The sequence below is a fragment of the Actinomadura rupiterrae genome (assembly GCF_024172125.1).
Taxonomy (GTDB): domain Bacteria; phylum Actinomycetota; class Actinomycetes; order Streptosporangiales; family Streptosporangiaceae; genus Spirillospora; species Spirillospora rupiterrae.
Genome location: NZ_JAMZEA010000003.1, coordinates 789,999 through 809,291 on the forward strand (window position 1 = coordinate 789,999; position 19,293 = coordinate 809,291).

At 72.8% G+C, this 19,293-nt stretch carries 18 protein-coding genes and 1 riboswitch; of the genes, 4 read left to right on the forward strand and 14 right to left on the reverse strand.

Annotation, left to right across the window (positions count from 1 at the left end; translation table 11 throughout):
- Window positions 1–4: 4 nt before the first annotated feature.
- The 4 genes from FHU30_RS12330 to thrC all read right to left on the reverse strand — a co-directional run bounded on the left by FHU30_RS12330 (window position 5) and on the right by thrC (window position 2,787).
- Complete coding sequence (locus tag FHU30_RS12330) at window positions 5–205, reverse strand: cold-shock protein (protein WP_151561745.1); 201 nt, start codon at window positions 203–205, stop codon at window positions 5–7.
- A 181-nt stretch (window positions 206–386) separates the two neighbouring features.
- Entirely contained in the window at window positions 387–1,010 is a 624-nt protein-coding gene (locus FHU30_RS12335) for a nucleotidyltransferase domain-containing protein (RefSeq protein ID WP_253875039.1), read from the reverse strand.
- 239 nt (window positions 1,011–1,249) lie between these two features.
- On the reverse strand, window positions 1,250–1,531 hold the full coding sequence (locus FHU30_RS12340) for a MoaD/ThiS family protein (protein WP_253875041.1): 282 nt from the start codon (window positions 1,529–1,531) through the stop codon (window positions 1,250–1,252).
- Window positions 1,532–1,542: 11 nt separating this feature from the next.
- Window positions 1,543–2,787: a threonine synthase gene (thrC, locus tag FHU30_RS12345; protein ID WP_253875043.1), complete on the reverse strand. Its 1,245-nt coding sequence runs from the start codon at window positions 2,785–2,787 to the stop codon at window positions 1,543–1,545.
- A 15-nt stretch (window positions 2,788–2,802) separates the two neighbouring features.
- Window positions 2,803–2,943: riboswitch (SAM riboswitch) on the reverse strand.
- Window positions 2,944–3,224: 281 nt separating this feature from the next.
- Here thrC and FHU30_RS12350 point away from each other — a divergent pair.
- Window positions 3,225–4,655, forward strand: coding sequence for an alpha,alpha-trehalose-phosphate synthase (UDP-forming) (locus FHU30_RS12350; protein ID WP_253875045.1), 1,431 nt, complete (start codon window positions 3,225–3,227; stop codon window positions 4,653–4,655).
- 18 nt (window positions 4,656–4,673) lie between these two features.
- Here the strand turns inward: FHU30_RS12350 and FHU30_RS12355 are convergent, their stop codons facing one another.
- Window positions 4,674–5,681, reverse strand: coding sequence for a sulfotransferase family protein (locus FHU30_RS12355; RefSeq protein ID WP_253875047.1), 1,008 nt, complete (start codon window positions 5,679–5,681; stop codon window positions 4,674–4,676).
- A 114-nt stretch (window positions 5,682–5,795) separates the two neighbouring features.
- On the reverse strand, window positions 5,796–6,347 hold the full coding sequence (locus tag FHU30_RS12360) for an RNA polymerase sigma factor (RefSeq protein ID WP_253875049.1): 552 nt from the start codon (window positions 6,345–6,347) through the stop codon (window positions 5,796–5,798).
- A 56-nt stretch (window positions 6,348–6,403) separates the two neighbouring features.
- On the opposite strand from FHU30_RS12360, the gene FHU30_RS12365 reads away from it, so the two are divergent.
- Together FHU30_RS12365 and FHU30_RS12370 are read left to right on the forward strand one after the other, a co-directional pair.
- Window positions 6,404–8,617 (forward strand): protein kinase domain-containing protein, encoded by a 2,214-nt coding sequence (locus tag FHU30_RS12365; RefSeq protein WP_253875051.1) that lies wholly within the window; start codon window positions 6,404–6,406, stop codon window positions 8,615–8,617.
- 409 nt (window positions 8,618–9,026) lie between these two features.
- Complete coding sequence (locus tag FHU30_RS12370; protein WP_253875053.1) at window positions 9,027–9,665, forward strand: PadR family transcriptional regulator; 639 nt, start codon at window positions 9,027–9,029, stop codon at window positions 9,663–9,665.
- A gap of 125 nt (window positions 9,666–9,790) precedes the next feature.
- Here FHU30_RS12370 and FHU30_RS12375 read toward each other — a convergent pair whose 3' ends face one another.
- The 3 genes from FHU30_RS12375 to FHU30_RS12385 form a co-directional block, all read right to left on the reverse strand.
- Complete coding sequence (locus FHU30_RS12375; protein ID WP_253875055.1) at window positions 9,791–10,939, reverse strand: hypothetical protein; 1,149 nt, start codon at window positions 10,937–10,939, stop codon at window positions 9,791–9,793.
- 254 nt (window positions 10,940–11,193) lie between these two features.
- Complete coding sequence (gene otsB, locus FHU30_RS12380) at window positions 11,194–12,012, reverse strand: trehalose-phosphatase (RefSeq protein ID WP_253875057.1); 819 nt, start codon at window positions 12,010–12,012, stop codon at window positions 11,194–11,196.
- Window positions 12,013–12,031: 19 nt separating this feature from the next.
- Complete coding sequence (locus FHU30_RS12385; protein WP_253875326.1) at window positions 12,032–12,325, reverse strand: DUF3263 domain-containing protein; 294 nt, start codon at window positions 12,323–12,325, stop codon at window positions 12,032–12,034.
- A 338-nt stretch (window positions 12,326–12,663) separates the two neighbouring features.
- On the opposite strand from FHU30_RS12385, the gene FHU30_RS12390 reads away from it, so the two are divergent.
- On the forward strand, window positions 12,664–13,230 hold the full coding sequence (locus FHU30_RS12390; protein ID WP_253875059.1) for a MarR family winged helix-turn-helix transcriptional regulator: 567 nt from the start codon (window positions 12,664–12,666) through the stop codon (window positions 13,228–13,230).
- A 53-nt stretch (window positions 13,231–13,283) separates the two neighbouring features.
- Here FHU30_RS12390 and FHU30_RS12395 read toward each other — a convergent pair whose 3' ends face one another.
- The 5 genes from FHU30_RS12395 to FHU30_RS12415 form a co-directional block, all read right to left on the reverse strand.
- On the reverse strand, window positions 13,284–13,589 hold the full coding sequence (locus tag FHU30_RS12395) for an SHOCT domain-containing protein (protein WP_253875061.1): 306 nt from the start codon (window positions 13,587–13,589) through the stop codon (window positions 13,284–13,286).
- 104 nt (window positions 13,590–13,693) lie between these two features.
- Window positions 13,694–15,793 (reverse strand): S8 family peptidase, encoded by a 2,100-nt coding sequence (locus FHU30_RS12400; protein ID WP_253875063.1) that lies wholly within the window; start codon window positions 15,791–15,793, stop codon window positions 13,694–13,696.
- A 229-nt stretch (window positions 15,794–16,022) separates the two neighbouring features.
- On the reverse strand, window positions 16,023–16,505 hold the full coding sequence (locus FHU30_RS12405) for a hypothetical protein (RefSeq protein ID WP_253875065.1): 483 nt from the start codon (window positions 16,503–16,505) through the stop codon (window positions 16,023–16,025).
- A gap of 162 nt (window positions 16,506–16,667) precedes the next feature.
- A complete protein-coding gene (locus tag FHU30_RS12410; RefSeq protein WP_253875067.1) occupies window positions 16,668–18,413 on the reverse strand; it encodes a monocarboxylic acid transporter in 1,746 nt (581 codons plus the stop codon).
- Window positions 18,410–19,153 (reverse strand): DUF485 domain-containing protein, encoded by a 744-nt coding sequence (locus FHU30_RS12415; protein WP_253875069.1) that lies wholly within the window; start codon window positions 19,151–19,153, stop codon window positions 18,410–18,412. The genes FHU30_RS12410 and FHU30_RS12415 overlap by 4 nt, the downstream gene beginning before the upstream one ends.
- Window positions 19,154–19,293: the final 140 nt, after the last annotated feature.

A 19,293-nucleotide genomic window follows, 5' to 3' on the forward strand; every position in this document is an offset into this window, starting at 1 on the left:
GCGCTCAGATGGCGCGGACGGCGTCGGCCTGCGGCCCGCGGTCGCTCTGGGTGATCTCGAACTCGACCCGCTGCCCCTGCTCAAGGCTGCGGTAGCCGTCCATCTGGATGGCCGAGTAGTGGACGAACACGTCCCGGCCGCCGTCCACCGCGATGAAGCCGTAGCCCTTGTCCGCGTTGAACCACTTGACTGTGCCCTGCGCCATACCAACCTGCCGGATCGTCCGCGGCCCCTGCCGCGGTGCGCTACGGGCCCCGCCCCTGCTACCGCGGGCCCCGCCGACCACCTCCCGTGTCTCCACGTCCCGTGCGAGAACGGGCCGCGGCGGGGTCGACCCGGCGTGATCGGGACCGACCTTATAGGCGGCCTGATCCGGCCGTCAGCCCTTACGAGCGAAGACCGGACGGCCGGTAATGGTCACCGTCGCGCGCGTGCACGAGCGGCAGCACCTCCGCCTCCAGCCGCCTCGGGACGCGCTGCCCGTACCGCGCCTCCAGCCGTTCCCGCGCCCGGACGTAGCGGGTCACCGCCTCCTCCAGCGACCGCGGGACGACCTGCACGCCGAGCGGGCGCAGCAGGTGCCCGCTCATGGTCAGCAGCTCGCCGCGCACCCGGTCGTCCATCCCGCGCTGCCGCTTGCTCACCAGCCACAGGATCCAGTCCCAGAAGTGAGCATCCACTGCCCCGAGCGTGTCCGGCCCGATCCGCCACGGCCGCGCCGGGCGGCGCGGGACGTCCCGGAACAGCAGGTCCACCTTCACCGGCCCGGCGAACACCAGCAGGTAGCTCGCGCACTCGCCCAAGGGATCCCACTGCGCCGCCACCGGGTCGAACGGCGCCACGAGCCCCGGCAGGTCCGCGGCCACCTCCCCGAAATCCTCCACGGCGACCGCGAAATCCCAATCCGAACTCCGCGCGGCCGTGCCCCGCGCCCGCGACCCGACCAGTTCCACCCCCCGCACGGCCGGATGGGCACGCAGCAGTCCGGCGACATCCTCCGCTATCCCCATAACCATCCCTTTACCCTCATGAGCAGCACAAAAGCCCCCTCTCACAAAGAAAGGGGGCTTTTGACAATCTTTTTGTCAACGAGTCAGCATCAAGCCCCGCCGACCGTCCTTACACAGCCCGATCCGAAGCTCACCAACCTGCTCAGACGCCGCGCGGGACGCGGGCCAACCTGCACTGAGCCCAGCCGGTACACCACGCCCGGCACGCAGGGCGCTCTGCGCCCGGAGTGCCGGGCTGCTCAGGCGCCGCCGGCGACGGCGGGGATGATGGAGATCTGGGTGCCTGCAGGAGTGGGGGTTTCGAGGCCCTCGGCGAAGCGGACGTCCTCGTCGCCGACGTAGACGTTCACGAAGCGGCGGATCTTGCCGGCGTCGTCGAGGATGCGGGCGGAGATGCCGGTGTAGGACGACTCCAGGTCGGCGACGACGGCGCGCAGGGTGCCGCCTTCGGCCTTCACCTCGGACTCGCCGCCGGTGTAGGTCCGCAGGATGGTCGGGATGCGGACGGAGACGGTGCTCATGGGGGCTCCTCTCAGGCGATTCCGGCGGCGCGGAACGCGTCCAGGCTGGGGGCGATGTTCGCGGTGGGCGCGACGACCGGGGCGACGGCGTCCAGCGTCTTCAGGCCGTCCCCGGAGTTGATGATCACGGTCTCGGCGGACGGGTCGAGCGCGCCGGACTCGGTGAGCTTCTTCAGCACGCCGACGGTGACGCCGCCGGCGGTCTCGCCGAAGATGCCCTCGGTGGCGGCGAGCAGCCGGATGCCCTCGACGACCTGCTCGTCGGTGACGTCCTCGACCGCGCCGCCGGTGCGGCGGGCGATGTCGAGCACGTAGGTCCCGTCCGCCGGGTTGCCGATGGCGAGGGACTTGGCGATGGTGTCCGGCTTGACCGGCCGGAACACCTCCCAGCCCTGCTTGAACGCGTTGGCTACCGGGTCGCAACCAGCGGCCTGCGCGCCGAACACCTTGTAGGGCTTGTCCTCGACCAGGCCGAGCTTGATGAACTCTTGGAACGCCTTGTCGATCTTGGTGAGCTGGGATCCGGACGCGACCGGGACCACGATCTGGTCCGGCAGCCGCCAGCCGAGCTGCTCGGCGATCTCGTAGCCGAGGGTCTTGGACCCCTCGGCGTAGTACGGCCGGACGTTGACGTTCACGAACGCCCAGTCGTCCTGCTCGCCCGCGATCTCGGAGGCGAGCCGGTTGACGTCGTCGTAGTTGCCGTCCACGGTCACGAACGTGCCGCCGTACACGGCCGTCGTGATGATCTTCTGGGACTCCAGGTCGGACGGCACGAACACCGCGCTGCGGATGCCGGCCCGGGCGGCGGCGGCCGCCACGGCGTTCGCCAGGTTCCCGGTGGACGGGCAGGCCAGCACCTTGAAGCCCAGCTCGCGGGCGGCGGCGAGCGCGACCGCGACCACGCGGTCCTTGAACGAGTGGGTCGGGTTGCCGCTGTCGTCCTTGACCCACAGCTTCGACAGTCCGAGCGTCTCGGCGAGATGGTCCGCGCGCACCAGCCGGGTCAGCCCGGGCTCGGTGTTGGGCGTCTCCTCGACGTGGGACGGGACGGGCAGGAGGCCCTTGTACCGCCAGATGTTGCGCGGTCCCGCCTCGATCGACTCGCGGGTGACGTCGCCGAAGTCGTAGGAGATCTCCAGCGGCCCGAAACACTCCTCGCACGCGTAGTGCGGGCCGAGTTCGCGGGTGGTGCCGCATTCGCGGCAGGTGAGCGCGGTGGCAGGTCCGAGATTCGTCGCAGACGTGAGCGCCATGAAGCGAGGCCCTTCTCCCCATCTTCCCTGCGCCGCCTTGGTCGCAGGCCGGAGTTGGCACCACTTCCCGGTCGGCCTCGCGGGTCGCGAGCGCGCACTGACCGGGTGGTTGCCGGGGCTTCGTAGGGCCGGTCCCTCCACCCCTCTGGATGAGCGTTATGAAGTTATAGACGCGGGTTCTTTCGAACTCCGTGAGGCGAGATTACATGACTTGCCCGGTTCTCGGACAGCGCCGTCTCGCCCGCTGAGACGTTACCCGACCGTGTCCTTCGTCACGCAACGGTCTTGACTCACCTCGATGGCATTGGCTTCTGACGCCTCCGGAGAGGGTCTCGTAGCGCGTTCGGGGATTGCGCCGAGGTCTCGCGACAGGTGAGTGACCGGGAATCACGCGGGTCCCTTTGATGTGCGGGCGTCGCGGCTGAGACGCTGCTCCCATGAGTCAGATCGTGGTGGCGTCCAACCGTGGTCCGGTGTCGTTCACCCGGAGGGAGGGCGGCGGGCTGGCCGCGCGGCGCGGGGGCGGCGGGCTGGTGTCGGGGCTCGCGGGGGTGGCCGCCAGCACGGACGTGCTGTGGGTGTGCGCGGCGCTCGGCGACGCCGACCGGGAGGCCGCGCGGGAGGCCCCGGACGGACGGCTCGACCGGGCCGGGCACGACACCGGCGGCGCGGCCGTCCGGATGCTGGACATCCCCGCCGCGACGTTCCAGCGCGCCTACAACTCGGTCGCGAACTCGACGCTCTGGTTCGTCCACCACCTGCTGTACGAGACGCCGCGCGCGCCGCACTTCGACGCGCGGTTCAGGCGGGACTGGCAGTCCTACGAGGCGTACAACGCGGCGTTCGCGGACGCGCTGGCCCAGTCGTCCGAGCCGGACGCGAAGGCCGTCGTGCAGGACTACCACCTGTCGCTCGCGCCCCGGATGCTGCGCGACCGGCGCCCTGACCTGCGGATCGCGCACTTCTCGCACACGCCGTGGGCGCCGCCGGAGTACTTCCGGATGCTGCCGGACGACATCGCCGAAGCCGTCCTCGGCGGCATCCTCGGCGCGGACCACGCGGGTTTCCTCACCCAGCGCTGGGCGGACGCGTTCCTCGCCTGCTGCGCCCAGCTCCTCCCCGGCGCCCGCGTGGACGGCCAGTCCGTCACGTTCGCAGGCCGGACGACCCGGATCGGCGTCCACGGCCTCGGCGTGGACGGCGAGTCCCTGCGCGCACGAGCCGCCGAGCCGGACGTCGCCGAACGGCGCGAATCGCTCCGCGCGCAGGTCGGCAACCGGAAGCTGATCGTCCGCGTGGACCGGACGGAGCTGTCGAAGAACATCGTCCGCGGCCTGGCCGCCTACCGCGAGCTGCTGGCGACGCATCCGGAATGGCACGGCCAGGTCGTCCACCTGGCGTTCGCCTACCCGTCGCGGACGGATCTGGCCGAGTACCGCGCGTACACCGAGGCGGTGCACGAGACCGCGCGGGCGATCTCCGAGGAGTTCGCCACGCCGTCCTGGGACCCGCTGATCGTGCAGGTCAACGACGACTACCCGCGGTCGCTCGCCGCCTACTCGCTGGCGGACGTCCTGCTGGTGAACCCCATCCGGGACGGTATGAACCTGGTCGCGAAGGAGGGCCCGGTCCTGTCGGCGGACGGCTGCGCGCTCGTCCTGTCCCGGGAGGCCGGCGCGGCGGCCGAACTCGCCGCCGACGCCCTGATGGTCAACCCCTTCGACGTGTCACAGACCGCCGAGGCCCTGCACCGCGCTCTGCTGATGCCACCCGGCGAGCGCCTCGAACGCACCCGGAGGCTCGGCGACGCCGCGACCGCCCTGCCCCCGGCCCGCTGGTTCTCCGACCAGCTGGCGGCCCTCGACTGACGCCGCGCCGCCCCGAAGTCAGGCTAGGACGGGAGTGAGCTGGTAGGCGACCGGGTTCGGTTCGTGGCGCCGCCGCCAGCGTTCGCGGACGTCAGCCTTGCGATGGGCCAGGCGCCGGTGCGCGGCCGTAGCGGTGAACCTGGCCATGAGCGCGGGGTTCGGCCTCGGTAGCCCGCTGGGCTCGTAGCCGTGGTCGGTGAGCCGGTCGCCGAAGGCGGCTTCGGCGAGCCCGATCTCCCAGGGTTCGAGGCGGTCGTGCCAGGAGCCGATCCGTCCGGACGACACGGCCGAGCGGGTGCGGTCGTGCCAGTTCTTCTGCGGCGGGACGGTCAGCGCCGCGATGTGCCGCGGCTCGGTCATCGCCGGGTCGAACTCCTCGCCGAGGAACCCGCACAGCCGGGACAGCTCCCCCGCCGGGTCGGCGACGAGGCGCTCGTACCGGAGCTCGCAGTACGCGCCAGGCCCGAGCCGCGCGGCGGCGCGGCGGCCGATGTCGACCGCCTCGCGCCAGGACGCGATCGCGTGGTGCAGGTCGAGCTTGTACCAGGGCATCTCGCGCAGCGACGCCACGCAGTCCCGGCCGTCCCGGACGAGATGGACGAACTGGGCGTCCGGGAACATCCGCAGCAGCGCCGGGATGTGCTGGTAGTAGCCGGGCCGCTTGTCGCCCCAGCGCGTCCGGCCGAAGCGGCGCGCGTAGGCCCGGAAGACGATGCCCAGCGCCGAGCCGAGCGTCGGCGGGCCGTCGGTGATCTCGTCGGCGACCTCCGCCGCGTCCAGTCCGAGATCGGCGAACCGGGTCGAGCGGCGGGTGGTGATCCACTCCGCGAGCCGGCGCCTGTTCTCCCTGTCCGCGAGGTCACCGAATTCGCACCTTCCGGTGTAGGCGGAGAGGACGAACCGGGTCTCGGCGGGGATCGCGATGCGCGGATGCGAGTGCAGCATCAGCTGGAGCAGCGTCGTGCCCGACCGCGGGCAGCCGAACACGAAGACCGGCCGGTCGGCCGGGGCTGTTCCAGTGGCCATGCAGGGCATGCTGACGCCCCCGGACTCGCCGCGCTCGTCGGCGTCCCGGCCGCTTGGCCCACCCCTTGCCGACCCTTGGCCCCGCTCCGACCGCGACACGCGCGGGCGCGGGGGTCAGGTGTAGGACTCGCCCAGGGTCTGCCGGACCTGCTTGCGGGCCTCGTGGATGCGCGACTTGACCGTGCCGAGCGGCAGCTTCAGCTGCTCGGCGATCTCGGCGTACTCCAGCTGGGAGACGTCGCGCAGCACCAGGGCCTGGATCAGGTCCGGCTTGCGGGCCTCCAGGTCCTCCATGGCGTCCAGGATGTCGACCCGGGAACCGGCGATCACGCTGGTCCGGCGCGGGTCGGGGCGCTGCTGGGGCAGCTCGCCCGCCTGCTCCATGGACCGCCGCTTGAGCGAGCGGTAGGTCGAGCGCGACGAGTTCGCCACCACCACGTGCAGCCACGTGGAGAAGCGCGATCGTCCCTCGAACCGGTGAATGTTGCGCGCGACCTGCAACAACGCGTCCTGGCAAGCCTCCTCGGCGTCCTGCCGGTTGGGCAGGAACCGGGACGCGTGTCGCAGCACGTCCGGCTCGATCTTGCGGAGCAACTCCTCCAGCGCGCCCTGGTCTCCCTGGGCGGCCTTCAGCGCCAACTCCTCGGTTCTCTCATCGAATGCCATCGCCGTGCCTCGACCTCGCTCGCACACACACCCCGTTTGTTGGGCATGATACGGGAGTGTCCTTCCCCTCTACCGTCGGCCGTTACCGAATCGACCGCGTCCTCGGGTCCGGGGCGTTCGCCTCAGTGTGGCTCGGGCATGACGACGCGCTCGACTCGCTGGTCGCGATCAAAGTCCTGAACGGCAGCCTGCTGGACGACCTCGATGTGCGCAACCGGTTCCTGGAGGAAGCGCGGATCCTGCGCCGCGCCGACTCCGAGCGCCTGGTGCGGGTGCACGACATCGGGGAGCTCCCGGACGGCCGTCCCTACTTCGTGATGTCGTACGCCGACCGGGGGACGCTCGCCGACCGGATGAAGGCCCGGCCGCTTCCGGTCGCCGAGGCGCTCGCGCTCGCCGAGGACACCGCCTACGGCGTCGAGGTGATCAACACCCTCGGGGTGATCCACCGCGACCTGAAGCCGTCGAACGTGCTGTTCCAGTCCACGGCGGACGGCGGCGAGAAGCTGCTGATCGCCGACCTCGGGCTCGCGAAGGCGCTGGCGCACGCGTCCGGCGCGTTCACCCTGCCGGTCGGCACGCCCGGCTACATGTCGCCGGAGCAGGCCCGCTTCGGCGGCGGCCTGGACGTCCGCGCGGACGTGTACGGCCTCGGCGCGCTGACCTTCCACATGCTGACCGGCAAGCCGCCGTCGCAGGCGCCGATCCCGGTGCCGCCGCCGAGCGAGCTGCGCGAGGGCCTGCCGCCCGGGACGGACGAGGTCGTGCTGCGCGCGCTGGAGGCCGAGCGCGAGAAGCGCTGGCCGACGGCCGAGGCGTTCGGCGAGGCGCTGGCCGAGCTGCGCGCGAAGGTCGTCCCCGAGACGCCGGCCGACTCCGCGGGCGGGACGCCGGTCCCGGCCCGGGTCCGTCCGCCGGCCGAGCCGCCGGCGACGATCGCGGAGCCGGGGCCGATCGCCGGCGGGGGCGGCGCGCCGAACCGTCCGGCGGAGGCGCCGTCCACGGTGGTGGACGTCCCGTCGCCGCACCAGTCCGGCAATTCGCCCGAACCCGGCCCCCCGCGGCGAGCGTCATACCCCGGTGACCAGGACGAGGTACCGGAGGCGACCGTGCGCGATCCCCGACAGCAGCCCTACGGGGACCGTCCGCCCGGCTCGGAGACCCTTCCGCCGGACGCCGGGCCCGACGACTCCCGCACGACCGAGATGCCGCTGCCGCCGCGCCCGTCCGGTCCGGCCGGGCCTGGTTACACGCAGGGTCCGGACGGCGGCGAGGCGACCCTGATGGACCAGCCCGGCGGACGCTACGGCGACCGGCCGCCGCCTCCGCAGCCCGGTGGCGATGCCAAGACGTCGGTGTTCCCGGCGGGCGGCCAGCCCTACGACCCGAGTCCCGGGCAGGGGCCGGGTCAGCCGTTCACCCCGGGGCCCGGGCCGTCGCAGAGCCCGCCCCCGCACGGCTACCCGCCGCCTCCCTACCAGCCTCAGCAGGCGCCTCCCGGGCCGCCCGGATCGTCCGGGTCGTCCGGTAAGGGGTCGCCGTTCGGACGGCGCAAGAAGGACACCGGCGGCTCCGGCGGCGTCCCCGGCGGACCGCCCGGGCCCGGCGGGGGCGGCGGCGGAGGTGGCAACGGCGGCGGAGGCGGCCGGCGCGGCTACCTGACCCCGCTGCTGATCACGGCCGCGGTGCTGACCGTCGCGCTGATCGCGGGCCTCGCGCTCGGCTCGATCTTCTCCAAGGACGGCAAGGGCAAGAACGGCAAGGGGAAGGACGGCCAGAAGACGTCCGTCCCGGCCGACTTCGCCCAGGTCGCGGACGACTCGGGCAAGATCAAGGCGGCCGTGCCCAAGGCGTGGCCGAAGGCCGGGGACAAGACCTGGCTGCCGAGCGGCGTCGGCTTCGTGGGTGATGCCACGGCCCGTCCCGTCCTGCGCGCGGTTCCGGACATGGCGAAGTGGCGGCTCGGATCCGGGCCGGGGCTGTTCGTCGGCCTGACGACCGCGATGCCGAAGTCGGAGACCCTGCCGGCCGGCGTCTCGACCCACTCGGCCTGCACCAAGGGCAACCCGGAAAGCTACACCTCGCCCGACAAGCAGCTCAGCGGCACGATCCTGCGCTTCACCGCGTGCAAGACCGGCACGCCGCTGGTCACCGAGGTCGCGCTGCACTCGGCGGACGGCAAGTTCGGCGCCTGGGTGCGCATCCGGCAGAGCGACAACGCCGACATCGTGAAGGCGATCCTGGACAACCTGAAGCTCCAGGCCCCTTGATCGAACGCCTCCGGGCGCTCTGACCTGAAGCCTCCGGGCCGCAGCCGCGGCCCGGAGGCTTTCGCGTTTCACGCCGTGCGGACGCGTTCGGGACGCGGGCCGTACCCGACCAGCCGCGCGGCCGGTCCAGCAGCGCAGCCGGTCCAGCGGGGCAGCCGGTCCAGCAGCGCAGCCGGTCCAGCGGGGCAGCCTGTCCACGCGGGCGAGCAGGAAGCCGAGGACGGTCCCGGTGGGTCCGCCGCCCGTCACGCAGGCCGTCGTGGCGGTGCGTCCGGTCATGGGCGCCACCCCCTTCCTCGATATTCAGCACCTGATGAGTTTCTGTCGAGGGAATGCGGGCTTGCCAGCGAGCGTTCACCGATATATCGTTAATGCATCGCGATCGAACAACGACAAGGAGATGATGACGATGCGCGAGTACACCAGGAGCCACGAGCACGGCCGGCGCGGACCCGGTCCGCACTTCCGCGGGGGGCCCGAGGCGCGGATGCGCCGGGACGACCCGTTCGGCTGGGGCGGTTTCGGCCCCGGCGGACCGGGTTTCGGTCCGGGCGGACCCGGCGGACGGGGACGCGGGCGAGGCCGGGGCGGCGGGCGCCGCACCCGCCGCGGCAACGTCAGGGCGGCGCTGCTCGCCCTGCTCGCCGAGCGGCCGATGCACGGCTACGAGATGATCCAGGAGCTCGACGAGCGCACCGGCGGCGTCTGGCGGCCGAGCCCCGGCTCGGTCTACCCGACCCTGCAGATGCTGGAGGACGAGGACCGGGTCAGCAGCGAGGAGCAGGGCGGCAAGCGCCTGTTCTCGCTCACCGACTCCGGTCGCGAGGAGGCGTCCGCCCAGGCCACCGCCCCGTGGGACGAGGTCACCGAGGCGGCCGGGGAGAGCGTCCTGCACTCGCGGGAGGCCATCCGCCAGCTGATGGGCGCGCTCCACCAGGTCATGGCGGTCGGCAGCCCGTCCCAGCAGTCCCGGGCGCTGGACGTCGTCAACGACGCCCGCCGCCGGCTGTACGGCATCCTCGCCGACGACCCGGGCGCCGAGGAGTAGGCCGGCGCGTGACCGGACCGGCCGTCCCGGCCCGGCGTCCTGCGCAGGGCCCCCGCCCGGCACGACCGAAACGAAGGGCCGTCGCGACCGAATCGCGGCGGCCCTTCGCCGTGCCTGGAGGCGTTCTAGTGCGGGAGGGGGGCTTCCTTGGCGGTCTGGTCGGCCATGTACATCTGCTTCCAGATGAACAGGCGCAGATCGCCGGTCTTCAGCTCCTTCTCGACCGGGACGTCGACCGTCGCGCGGACGAGGTAGGCCGAACCGGGCGGCATGTACTTGTCGTCGCCGTCGCCCTTGATGAGCTGGCCGCCGCGCAGGGACCGCACGACGTCGCTGTGCGTCGGGGGCGTGCACATGTCCTCGGGCGTCCCGGCCTGGGGCATGCAGCGCCCGCGCGCCGCGCTCTGGACCAGGGTGCGCTTGACGAACACGTCCCCGGGGAAGTCGAGCAGCACCTTCTTGGCCGTCGGGTTCGACAGGACGTACTCGACATACGCGAAGCCGTATCCGGACGGCGCGGTCGTCTGCTGCGTGGACGCACCCTCGCCCACCCCTGAATCCACGGCGGCGAGCTGGTACTGGTAGCCGTCCGTCGTGCCGACCGTCACCGGGGTTCCGGTCTTCGGCATCGCGGTCGACTGCGTTGACGAGGCGGGCGGGTTCCCGTCGATGGCGGCCGTCCCCGGGTCGCCCTTCTCGCTGTCCGAACCGGGGATCAGGACGAACGCGCCGGCAGCCGCCGCTGCGACCACCAGCACCCCCGCGCACACGAGGAGGCCCTTACGGCGACCGGAGCGTCCGCGCTCTTCTCGCCGGATCCGGTTGCGCTCGCTCCGGGACGACGCGATCCGCACCTCGACGCCACTGGTCTCCCTGACGCCGATCTCGTCCGAACTGCGCGGCCCGTAGGACGCCTCATGCGCGTACGCGTTGGGCGGCTGCGAAGCGGACGGGTGCTGCGCGTACGCCTGCTGGGCGGGAGGCTCCTGCGCATACGGCTGCTGGGCGGGAGGCTCCTGCGCGTATCCCTGCTGAGTAGGAGGCTGCTGTACGTACGCCTGCTGCGCGGGAGGTTGCTGCGCGTAAGGCTGCTGTGGTTGCGGCGATTGCTGCGGGTGCGGCTGCTGCGGGTGCGGCTGCTGCGCGTAGGGCGGCTGGGCGGACGGCTGCTGCGGGTAGCCCTGGTGAGCCGGGGACGCCGAGGTGCCCAGGGGGTCGCGGGACGTGGCGCGAGGCCCGCCGGACCGGCCCGGCAATCCGGATTCTGTGTCCACGTCAGCACTCCCCGCCTGTGTCTCGTCCGGCCTAGACCCCGCGTCCACCGGGCGCAGCGAAATTACCCTATTTTTGCCTGATTGTTTGCCAGACTCGCACCCGCCCCACCCGCATCGGCGGTACGCGGCGTCCCGTCCCGACGAAAGCGCAGGCCAGAGGCCGCTCGGGTGGCGAGGCGCGGTGACGGGTTCCGGACGTCCGGAACCGGCCGGACAGGTCGGCGACAGCGACCGCCCGGGACCGACCGGACGGGTCAGGAGGACGGCGGCAGGAGGGTTTCGAGGAAGGCGACGACGCCGTCCGGGCCGTCCACGACCAGGTCGGCACGCTCGGCCAGGGCCGTGACCTCGGTGGATCCGCTGCACAGCTTGAGCCCCGGGACGCCGTCAGCGCGCAAGGCATCGACGGTGTCGTAGGCAGTGAGGTCGCCCAGGTCGTCGCCCGCGAACATCAGCATGGACGGACGGCCCGTCTCCTCGACGAACGTGTTCAGCGCGACGCCCTTGTCCATGCCGGGCGGACGGAGCTCCAGGACGAACCGTCCCGGCTCCACGACCAGGCCGTGCCGCTCGGCCAGCGCGTCCATGATGCCGCGGAGGCGGTCGAGCGCGACCTGCGGTTCCGCGCAGCGCCGGGTGTGGACGGCGAGGGCGCGGCCCTTGTCCTCCACGAACGTCTCGGGCGGCGCGCCCGCCGACTCCAGCACGCGCGGCAGCTTGGCGCGCACCGCAGCGACGCCCGGCGGCGGCTCGGGCGAGGTCAGCGCGCCGGACTCCCAGCGCTCCGCGCCGTACTGCCCGAGCACGACCAGGCCGTCGATGCCCTCGAAGCCGCCGTACTCGACCGCGGTCTTCGCCGGCCGGCCGGTCACCACGACCAGCGCCCGGACGCGCGGGGCCAGCGCGGCGAGGACGGCGGCGGCGCGGGGATGCGCCCGGGCCGCCGCCGGATCGTCCACGATCGGCGCGAGCGTGCCGTCGAAATCGAAGCCGAGGACCGCCCCGCCGGGGTTCGCGCGCAGGGCGGCGAGGGCGTCCTCGCCCTCGGGGGTGATGCGGGAGGAAGGCTGCACGTGACCAGTGTCGGCCACGTCAGGGGCGGATGCCGAGCCGCCGCGCGGCGCGCTGCCGCTGCCGCTGGGTGCGCATCCGGCGCAGGCGCTTGACCAGCATCGGGTCGTGCACCAGCGCTTCGGGTCGGTCGATCAGGATGTTGAGGAGCTGGTAGTACCGCGTCGCCGACATGTCGAACGTCTCGCGGATGGCCTGCTCCTTGGCTCCGGCGTACTTCCACCACTGGCGCTCGAAGGCGAGGATCTGGCGGTCGCGCTCGGACAGGAGGTCGGCCGGGAAGGCTGCTTCGTCGTCTTCCCGGCCCTCGTTCATCGGGGGCAGGGGTGAGCCATCGTTCATGCTGCCGTCCTGTTGGGAACCGTCGCCGGGAGCGTCCGCCGCCGACGTGGCGTCCCCTTTGGTGGTCACTGATCCCGGGTCGTCCGGGTTCGGCCGAGGCCACTCTACGCGTCCCGGCGGACATTCTCCGGCGGTTCGCGCGGAACGGCCACCCACCCCGCCGCAGGCCCGGGCGAGGGCGCGCGGGGGCCTGTCTCGGCAAAGGCTCAGCTCGCACTCGGGATACTCCCAGCCGGCCCGCGTTAATATGTGCATTGTGCATCCGTGCCGCCGGGCCGTACGGCGGGCCACCACGCGAACGGAGGACGAGCATGGCGACCGAGAAGCCCTCCGGTCCGGGTCCCGAGCCGGACCCGCCGCTCTCCGAGATCGCGCTGGCGCTGTTCCACCTGCGCCGCGTCTGGGCCCGCCCGGACCTGATGCGCAAGATCCGGGCGCAGACCTCGTCCGGGCCGGGCGGGCGCCCGATCCAGCTGTCCAACCTGATGGTCGTGCACGCCGTCGCCGCCCTCGCGGCCTGCACGGACGGCCCGGAGGTCACGGTCGGCGCGGTCGCCGAGCGGCTGGAGATCGACCCGTCCACCGCGAGCCGGCTGGTCGGGCACGCGATCGACGCGGGCCTGGTGTCGCGCCGCCCGTCCCCGGTGGACGCGCGCCGCGCCAACCTCGGGCTGACCGACGCCGGCGACCGCGTCCGGCAGGTCGCCGACCGGTTCCGCCGTGCCTACTTCGACGAGCTGATGAGCGGCTGGACCGGCCACGAGAAGGCCGAGTTCGCCCGGCTGCTCACCCGCTTCGCCGACGCCGCCGCGAAGTCCCCCGCGATGATGGACCCCGAGGGCGTCGAACGCATCTTCCGCGAAGCCGGCGCCGACTGACCCCGCGCCCCCTCATCCCCGCTCGGCGCGGAGGGCGGGCGCGGGCTGCGCGGTCATTCGCGCTCGGCGCGGAGGGCGGACATGCGGGAGTGGAACTCGTCCTCGTCAACCTCGCCGCGGGCGAAGCGCTCGGCGAGCAGGTCTTCGGGGCGCTGCTTGCCCGTGTCCGCGCCCGGTCGCGGTCCGGCCGGGTGCGGGAAGCGCCGGCCGCGGCGGCGGCGCTTGGCGATCTGGAAACCGACGAACCCGATCGCGGACAGCCACAGCAGCCCGAAGGTGATCGGGAAGATCGCCCACCAGCCGGGGCCTCCGTGGTCGTGCCAGCCGGGCTGCGCGGCGGTGATCATCAGCGTGTGCATCGGACTCCTCCTCCGGTTCGGATGGTCCGATGCTCCGTGGAGGGTCCGCGGCGTGTCGTCGTACGAGCGGCGGCTTCGGCCCTACGCCCGGCGGGGTAGGCGCCTCACCACCAGGGCGGACGGTAGTCGTCGTCGTCCGCGACCACCGGACGGCGGCGGCGCGGGCTGTGCCCGGCGGCGTCGTCCGGCGCGGAGGGCATCGGGCCGTGGCCGTTGGCGTCCGCGAGGCCCGGCGGCGGCGCGTCCGGCACGGCTCCGGTCTGGAGGTCCTCCAGCGGCGGCATCGGCGGCGGGGCGGGCTGCTCGGCCTCGGCTAGGACGCCGCGCCGGAAGCGTTCCCACTCCTCGTCGCTGAGGCCCGGCTCGTCCTCCACGGGCCGCGCCTCCTGCTCGCTCAGCGGCCCCGCTCCCTGCACCGACCCCGGCCCCTGCAACGGATCGGCCAGCGGATCGAACGCGGAAGGCACCTCGCCCTCGTCCGGGTAAGCAGGCCCGGAGGACGATGCGGACTCGGCGAAACGCTCAGATGTCGGCGGGGCGGGCTCGGCGAAACGCCCAGGCTCCTGCGAAAGCGGCGTGAACTCGGAAGGCCGCTCAGGTTCGTGCTCGGTGAAACGCTCGGGCTCTGGTGTGGACGGCACGGGGCGCGGAGGCGGCGGCGGTGTCCAGTCGGACGGCTCGCCGGAGAAGGTCGGGGCGGCCAGCGGTTCCGCCGCGGGAGTCGCTGGAGGTGCGGGGCGCGGCGGGGCGGGCTGGAAGGAGACCACGGGCGGGGACTCGACCGGCGGTGCCGACCGGCGCGGTGCGGGGACCGGGGCAGGAGGCGGGACGAGCCCGTCGTCCTCGTCCGGACGGCGGCGCTGCCGCCAGCCCAGGAAGAGGCCGATCAGCACCAGCGCCCCGCCGCCGCCGAGGATCGCCAGGTAAATGCGGTCGGAATCGCTGTTCGAGGTGCTCGCGGTAGGCGCGTCCTTGCGGACGGCCGGAGCGGACGGTTTCGGCGGTTCCTTGCTGATCCGCGCGGCCGCCGCCATCGCGCGCGCCGCGTCCAGCGAACCGGGGCAGCTCCCGGACGGGCTGGTCCCCTTCCCCGTCGAGCCTTCGACGAGCGCCTGCCGCACCTGGTCCGGGCTCATGGACGGGTAGCGCGACCGCAGCAGCGCGACGATCCCGGCGACGATCGCCGAGGACGGGCTGGTCCCCGTCCCGACCACGTAGCCGTCGTCGGCGTCCGCGCTGACGATGTCGACGCCCGGCGCGCAGACCGCGACGTACGGGTGCCGGTTGCTGTCCTTCCACTCGTGCATGTCGTGGTCGAGCGCGCCGACCGCGATCACGCCCGGGTAGGCGGCCGGGAAGTTCTTGCGGTTCGCGCCCGCGCCGTCGTTCCCGGCGGACGCGATGAGCACGACGCCCTTGCTCTGCGCGTACCGGATGGCGTCCTCTTCGGACGAGTCGCCGTCATAGTACTGCTTGCCGCCGCCGAGCGACATGTTGATGACGGTCGCGCCGTGGTCGACCGCGTACCGGATGCCCTGCGCGATTGCGTCCCGGGCGTGGTTGACCTGCGCGTCGTCCTTGCGCATGGGATCGTCGTTCTCCCACGTCACGCGCAGCGACATCACGTGGCTGGCGGGCGCGACGCCCATCACGCCCTGCGAGCCGCCGGGTCCGTGCCCGTGCCCGGCGATGATGCTGGCCATCGACGTCCCGTGCAGGCCCCAGTACTTGCTGCCCGGACGGCGCGTCCCGCCGGTGAGGTCGGGGCCGGTGATGACGCGCCCGGTCAGGTCAGGGTGGTGCTTGTCCACGCCGGTGTCGAGGACGGCCACGACGACGCCCGCGCCGCGCGACTGCTTCCACGCCTTCGGCACGTGCAGCGCCGACAGGTGCCACTCGCGCGACCGGATCATGTCCACCGGGCCGTCCGGCGCCTGCGGGAAGGGCAGCGGCGCGGCGGCCTGGCGCGCGCCGGTCCTCGACGTGCCGGCCGCGGTGCCGCGCGCGGTCTGGGACGTCGCGGCGCTCGATCTCGCCGCGAGCGGGTCCAGCCCGGACGACGGCGCGAACGCGATCGGGACGCCGACGGCGGACGCGAGGGTCAGCGCGGTCAGCGCCGCGGCGGTGCGGACGGGCGGGCGCGCCGCCGCACGCCGGCGGTGCTTCCGGCCGGTGGCGCGGCGGCCGTCAGAGGGCAGCGGCACCGCACCTCCTCCCGGCCGTCGGCCGCGTTCCACGAGTTCCGATCCGCCCGGGCGGCGGACGGCCGACCGGTCGGGGGCCCTCATTCTGCCATGACGCTCCGAGGCGGCCCCGGCACTCCCGCACTTCGGGACGCGCGCCGGACCACCGGTCGCGGAACCACCGCGAACCCCGCTGGTAACGGCGCTCCGGCCCGCGGCCCCGGAGGACGTCCGCGACGGGCGGGCGGGGTCAGGAGCAGGTACCGAAGGGGTGGTTGCAGTGGTAGGCGCGGCCGCCGAGGTCGGCGCGGGCCTTGTCGACGAGCTCGCCGGGGCCGGTGAGCAGCCAGTTCGGGCCCTGGAGGATCGCGAAGGAGCCGTTCTCGCCGAGCGCGCTCTGGCCGACGCCGCTGCGCCAGCTGCGCAGCGCGGTGTCCATCGTGAGGCCGAGCTCGGGCGCGAGGACGGTCGCGGCGACGTAGCGTCCCTGGTAGCGGCATTCGACGCGGGTGGCGTCCACGCTGCACCCGGTCGCGCCGTCCTCGCGCAGGGCGCGTCCGATCTCGGCCGTGTCCTGGTAGGAGCGGGCGGACGGGGCGGACTTCGCCGTGGCCGAGCCGCCGTCGCCGCCGCAGCCCGCGAGCAGCGCCGCGACGCCCGCCGTGGCGAGGGCGGTGGCGAGCACCGTCCCTCCGGTCGAGCAGGCGAGGGCGAGCGTGGACTTCGGCTTCATGCCCACCAGCCTGCCGTACCGGCGGGTAACCCCAGGCCGTCCGGGGGTGTTAGTCCTCTCACGAAAGTGATCACTGCCCGAGCGGCCCGCGCGGCGGGCGGACGGCGGTCGTCCGGGTGGGCGGGGTGCGGCGAGAGCGCGCACCCCGCCCGTCCGGACGGGTCAGACCGAGCCGGCGCCGGTCAGCGAGCGGAACGAGAGCTCGTCGTACCGGCGCGTGTCGGCCTCCTCCCGCCCCAGGAAGGTGCCGATGACGGCGCAGAGGAACCCGAAGGGGATGGACACGAGGCCGGGGTTCTCCAGGGGGAAGAAGTGGAAGTCCACGCCCTTGGGGAACAGCGACAGGCTCGCGCCGGTGAGCGGGTCCACCTTGCCGGACACGACCGGGGAGAAGAAGACCAGCACCAGGGAGCTGATCAGGCCGCCGTAGATCCCGGCGACGACCCCGGCCGTGTTGAACCGCTTCCAGAACAGCGACAGCGTGATCGCGGGCAGGTTCGCCGCGGCCGCCATCGCGAACGCCAGCGCGACCAGGAAGGCCACGTTCATGTTCTTGGCGATCACGGCGAGGACGATCGCGAGCACCCCGATCAGGCACGCCGCGAACCGGGCGACCGCGACCTCCTGCGACTCGCGCGGGCGGCCGAACATCAGCACGTGGCCGAAGTAGTCGTGCGCGAGCGAGGTCGAGGACGCCAGCACCAGCCCCGACACCACGGCGAGGATCGTCGCGAACGCGACCGCGCCGATGAACGCCAGCATCAGGTCGCCGCCGACCGGGCCGCCGATGTGGTCGCCGACGGCCTTGGCCAGCTGCGGCGCGGCGGTGTTGCCGGCCGGGTCCTGGGCGATGATCGCCTTGCGCCCGACCAGCGCCGCGGCGCCGAACCCGAGCGCGAGCGTCATCAGGTAGAACGCGCCGACCAGCCCGATCGCCCAGTTCACCGAGGTGCGCGCGGCGCGCCCGTCCGGGACGGTGAAGAACCGGGTGACGATGTGCGGCAGGCCCGCGGTGCCGAGCACCAGGGCGAGCGCCAGGCTGATGAAGTCGAGCTTGTTCATCAGCGTCTGGAACCCGTCCCCCGGGACGTCCTTGCCGTACTTCAGGCCGGGCTGCAGGAACGCCGTCCCCTTGCCGGACGACTCGGCCGCCGACCCGAGCAGCCCGGACAGGTTGAACCCGAACCGGGCCAGCACCAGCACGGTCAGCACGATCGCGCCGCCGATCAGCAGCACGGCCTTGATGATCTGCACCCAGGTGGTGGCCTTCATCCCGCCGAACATCACATAGAAGATCATCAGCGCGCCGACCGCGACGATCGTCCAGGTCTTGGCGGCCTCGGCCGACATGCCCATGAACGTCTCGCCGGGGTGGATGCCGAGCAGCAGCGCCACCAGCGCGCCCGCGCCGACCATCTGCGCCAGCAGGTAGAACACCGACACGGTCACCGTGGACACCGCGGCGGCCGTGCGGACCTTGGGCTGCCTGCGCACCCGGTAGCTCAGCACGTCCGCCATGGTGAAGCGGCCCGCGTTGCGCATCAGCTCGACCAGCAGCAGCGTCAGCAGCCACGCCACCAGGAACCCGATCGAGTACAGGAACCCGTCGTAGCCGGACAGCGCGATGATCCCGGCGATGCCCAGGAAGGACGCCGCGGACATGTAGTCGCCCGCGAGCGCGATCCCGTTCTGCGGGCCGGAGAACGCGTGCCCGCCCGCGTAGTAGTCGACCGCGTTCTTGGTGTTGAGCCGCGCCCACACTGTGATCCCGAGCGTGACCACGATGAAGAACACGAACAACCCGAACGTGACGGCCCGGCCGTTGTCGCTGGCCGTGCCCGGAGCATGGACGTGCGCCGGCACCGCTGCCGATGCCGACGCTGCCCCCGCGAGGATTTGACTGATCATCCCAACCACCCCGGATCCGGTCGTACCGCCTTGCCGGACCAGGCGTCCGAGCCCTCCGGCGCCGCCCCCGGCTCCGGATGCCCTCGCGCCGGGTCCGCCTCGTCGTTCCGCGCCTGCTCCGGCACGTGCGGAGCCACGACCGGTAAGGGCTGCGTCGCCTCGGCCACCGGCACTGCACGCCCCTCCTCGGAGGGCGGCTGCGCGGGTGGTCGCGATTCGGCGCGTGACGCGATCACCGGTTGCGCTTCGGTCGGCGGGGGTGCGGGGGCGAGGGGCGTGGCTTCCGCGACCTCGCCGTGGTGCCGTTCCGCGGCCTCACCGGGGAGCCGGGCGTCCGCGGCCTCACCGGGGTGCGGGACGTCTGCGGCCTCGCCGGGATGCCGAGCTTCCGCGGCCTCGCCGGGGTGCAGGGCGGCGCGTTGCCGGCCTGCTCGGATCGCGGCCGGGGCGTCCGCCTCGTCCCGCAGGACGGACGCGACCGGGTCGAGCGACGCGCTCGCATAGCGCGCGTAGCACCAGGCCAGCGCGAACGTGGAAACGAACTGCAGGACGCCGAGGACCAGGGCGACGTTGATGTTGCCGACGATCGCGCGCGCCATGAAACCGCGCGCGAACGCCGAGAGCGCGACATAGAGGAAGTACCAGCCGAGGAAGGAGCCCGCGATCGCCAGGGCCAGCCGGGCGAACCTCCTTCTCAGCAGGCGGAACCTCTCGTCACGCGCCATGACCGCGTAGCGCACGACCGGTTGTCCTCGTCCCCGGCCGTTCCCCCTGCGCTCCGGTGGTCTCGAGTCCCAGACCATCTGGCCCTCCCTGACTCACCATGACTCTATGTAGTGACGTGACTTCACTATGAGATCAAACAATCATGGTGCGCACG

Excerpts from the sequence above, each read along its gene's own strand:
- FHU30_RS12330 (WP_151561745.1), bottom strand. The coding sequence starts at position 205 with ATGGCGCAGGGCACAGTCAAGTGGTTCAACGCGGACAAGGGCTACGGC.
- FHU30_RS12335 (WP_253875039.1), bottom strand. The coding sequence starts at position 1,010 with ATGGGGATAGCGGAGGATGTCGCCGGACTGCTGCGTGCCCATCCGGCC.
- FHU30_RS12340 (WP_253875041.1), bottom strand. The coding sequence starts at position 1,531 with ATGAGCACCGTCTCCGTCCGCATCCCGACCATCCTGCGGACCTACACC.
- thrC (WP_253875043.1), bottom strand. The coding sequence starts at position 2,787 with ATGGCGCTCACGTCTGCGACGAATCTCGGACCTGCCACCGCGCTCACC.
- FHU30_RS12350 (WP_253875045.1), top strand. The coding sequence starts at position 3,225 with ATGAGTCAGATCGTGGTGGCGTCCAACCGTGGTCCGGTGTCGTTCACC.
- FHU30_RS12355 (WP_253875047.1), bottom strand. The coding sequence starts at position 5,681 with ATGGCCACTGGAACAGCCCCGGCCGACCGGCCGGTCTTCGTGTTCGGC.
- FHU30_RS12360 (WP_253875049.1), bottom strand. The coding sequence starts at position 6,347 with ATGGCATTCGATGAGAGAACCGAGGAGTTGGCGCTGAAGGCCGCCCAG.
- FHU30_RS12370 (WP_253875053.1), top strand. The coding sequence starts at position 9,027 with ATGCGCGAGTACACCAGGAGCCACGAGCACGGCCGGCGCGGACCCGGT.
- FHU30_RS12385 (WP_253875326.1), bottom strand. The coding sequence starts at position 12,325 with ATGAACGAGGGCCGGGAAGACGACGAAGCAGCCTTCCCGGCCGACCTC.
- FHU30_RS12390 (WP_253875059.1), top strand. The coding sequence starts at position 12,664 with ATGGCGACCGAGAAGCCCTCCGGTCCGGGTCCCGAGCCGGACCCGCCG.
- FHU30_RS12395 (WP_253875061.1), bottom strand. The coding sequence starts at position 13,589 with ATGCACACGCTGATGATCACCGCCGCGCAGCCCGGCTGGCACGACCAC.
- FHU30_RS12405 (WP_253875065.1), bottom strand. The coding sequence starts at position 16,505 with ATGAAGCCGAAGTCCACGCTCGCCCTCGCCTGCTCGACCGGAGGGACG.
- FHU30_RS12410 (WP_253875067.1), bottom strand. The coding sequence starts at position 18,413 with ATGATCAGTCAAATCCTCGCGGGGGCAGCGTCGGCATCGGCAGCGGTG.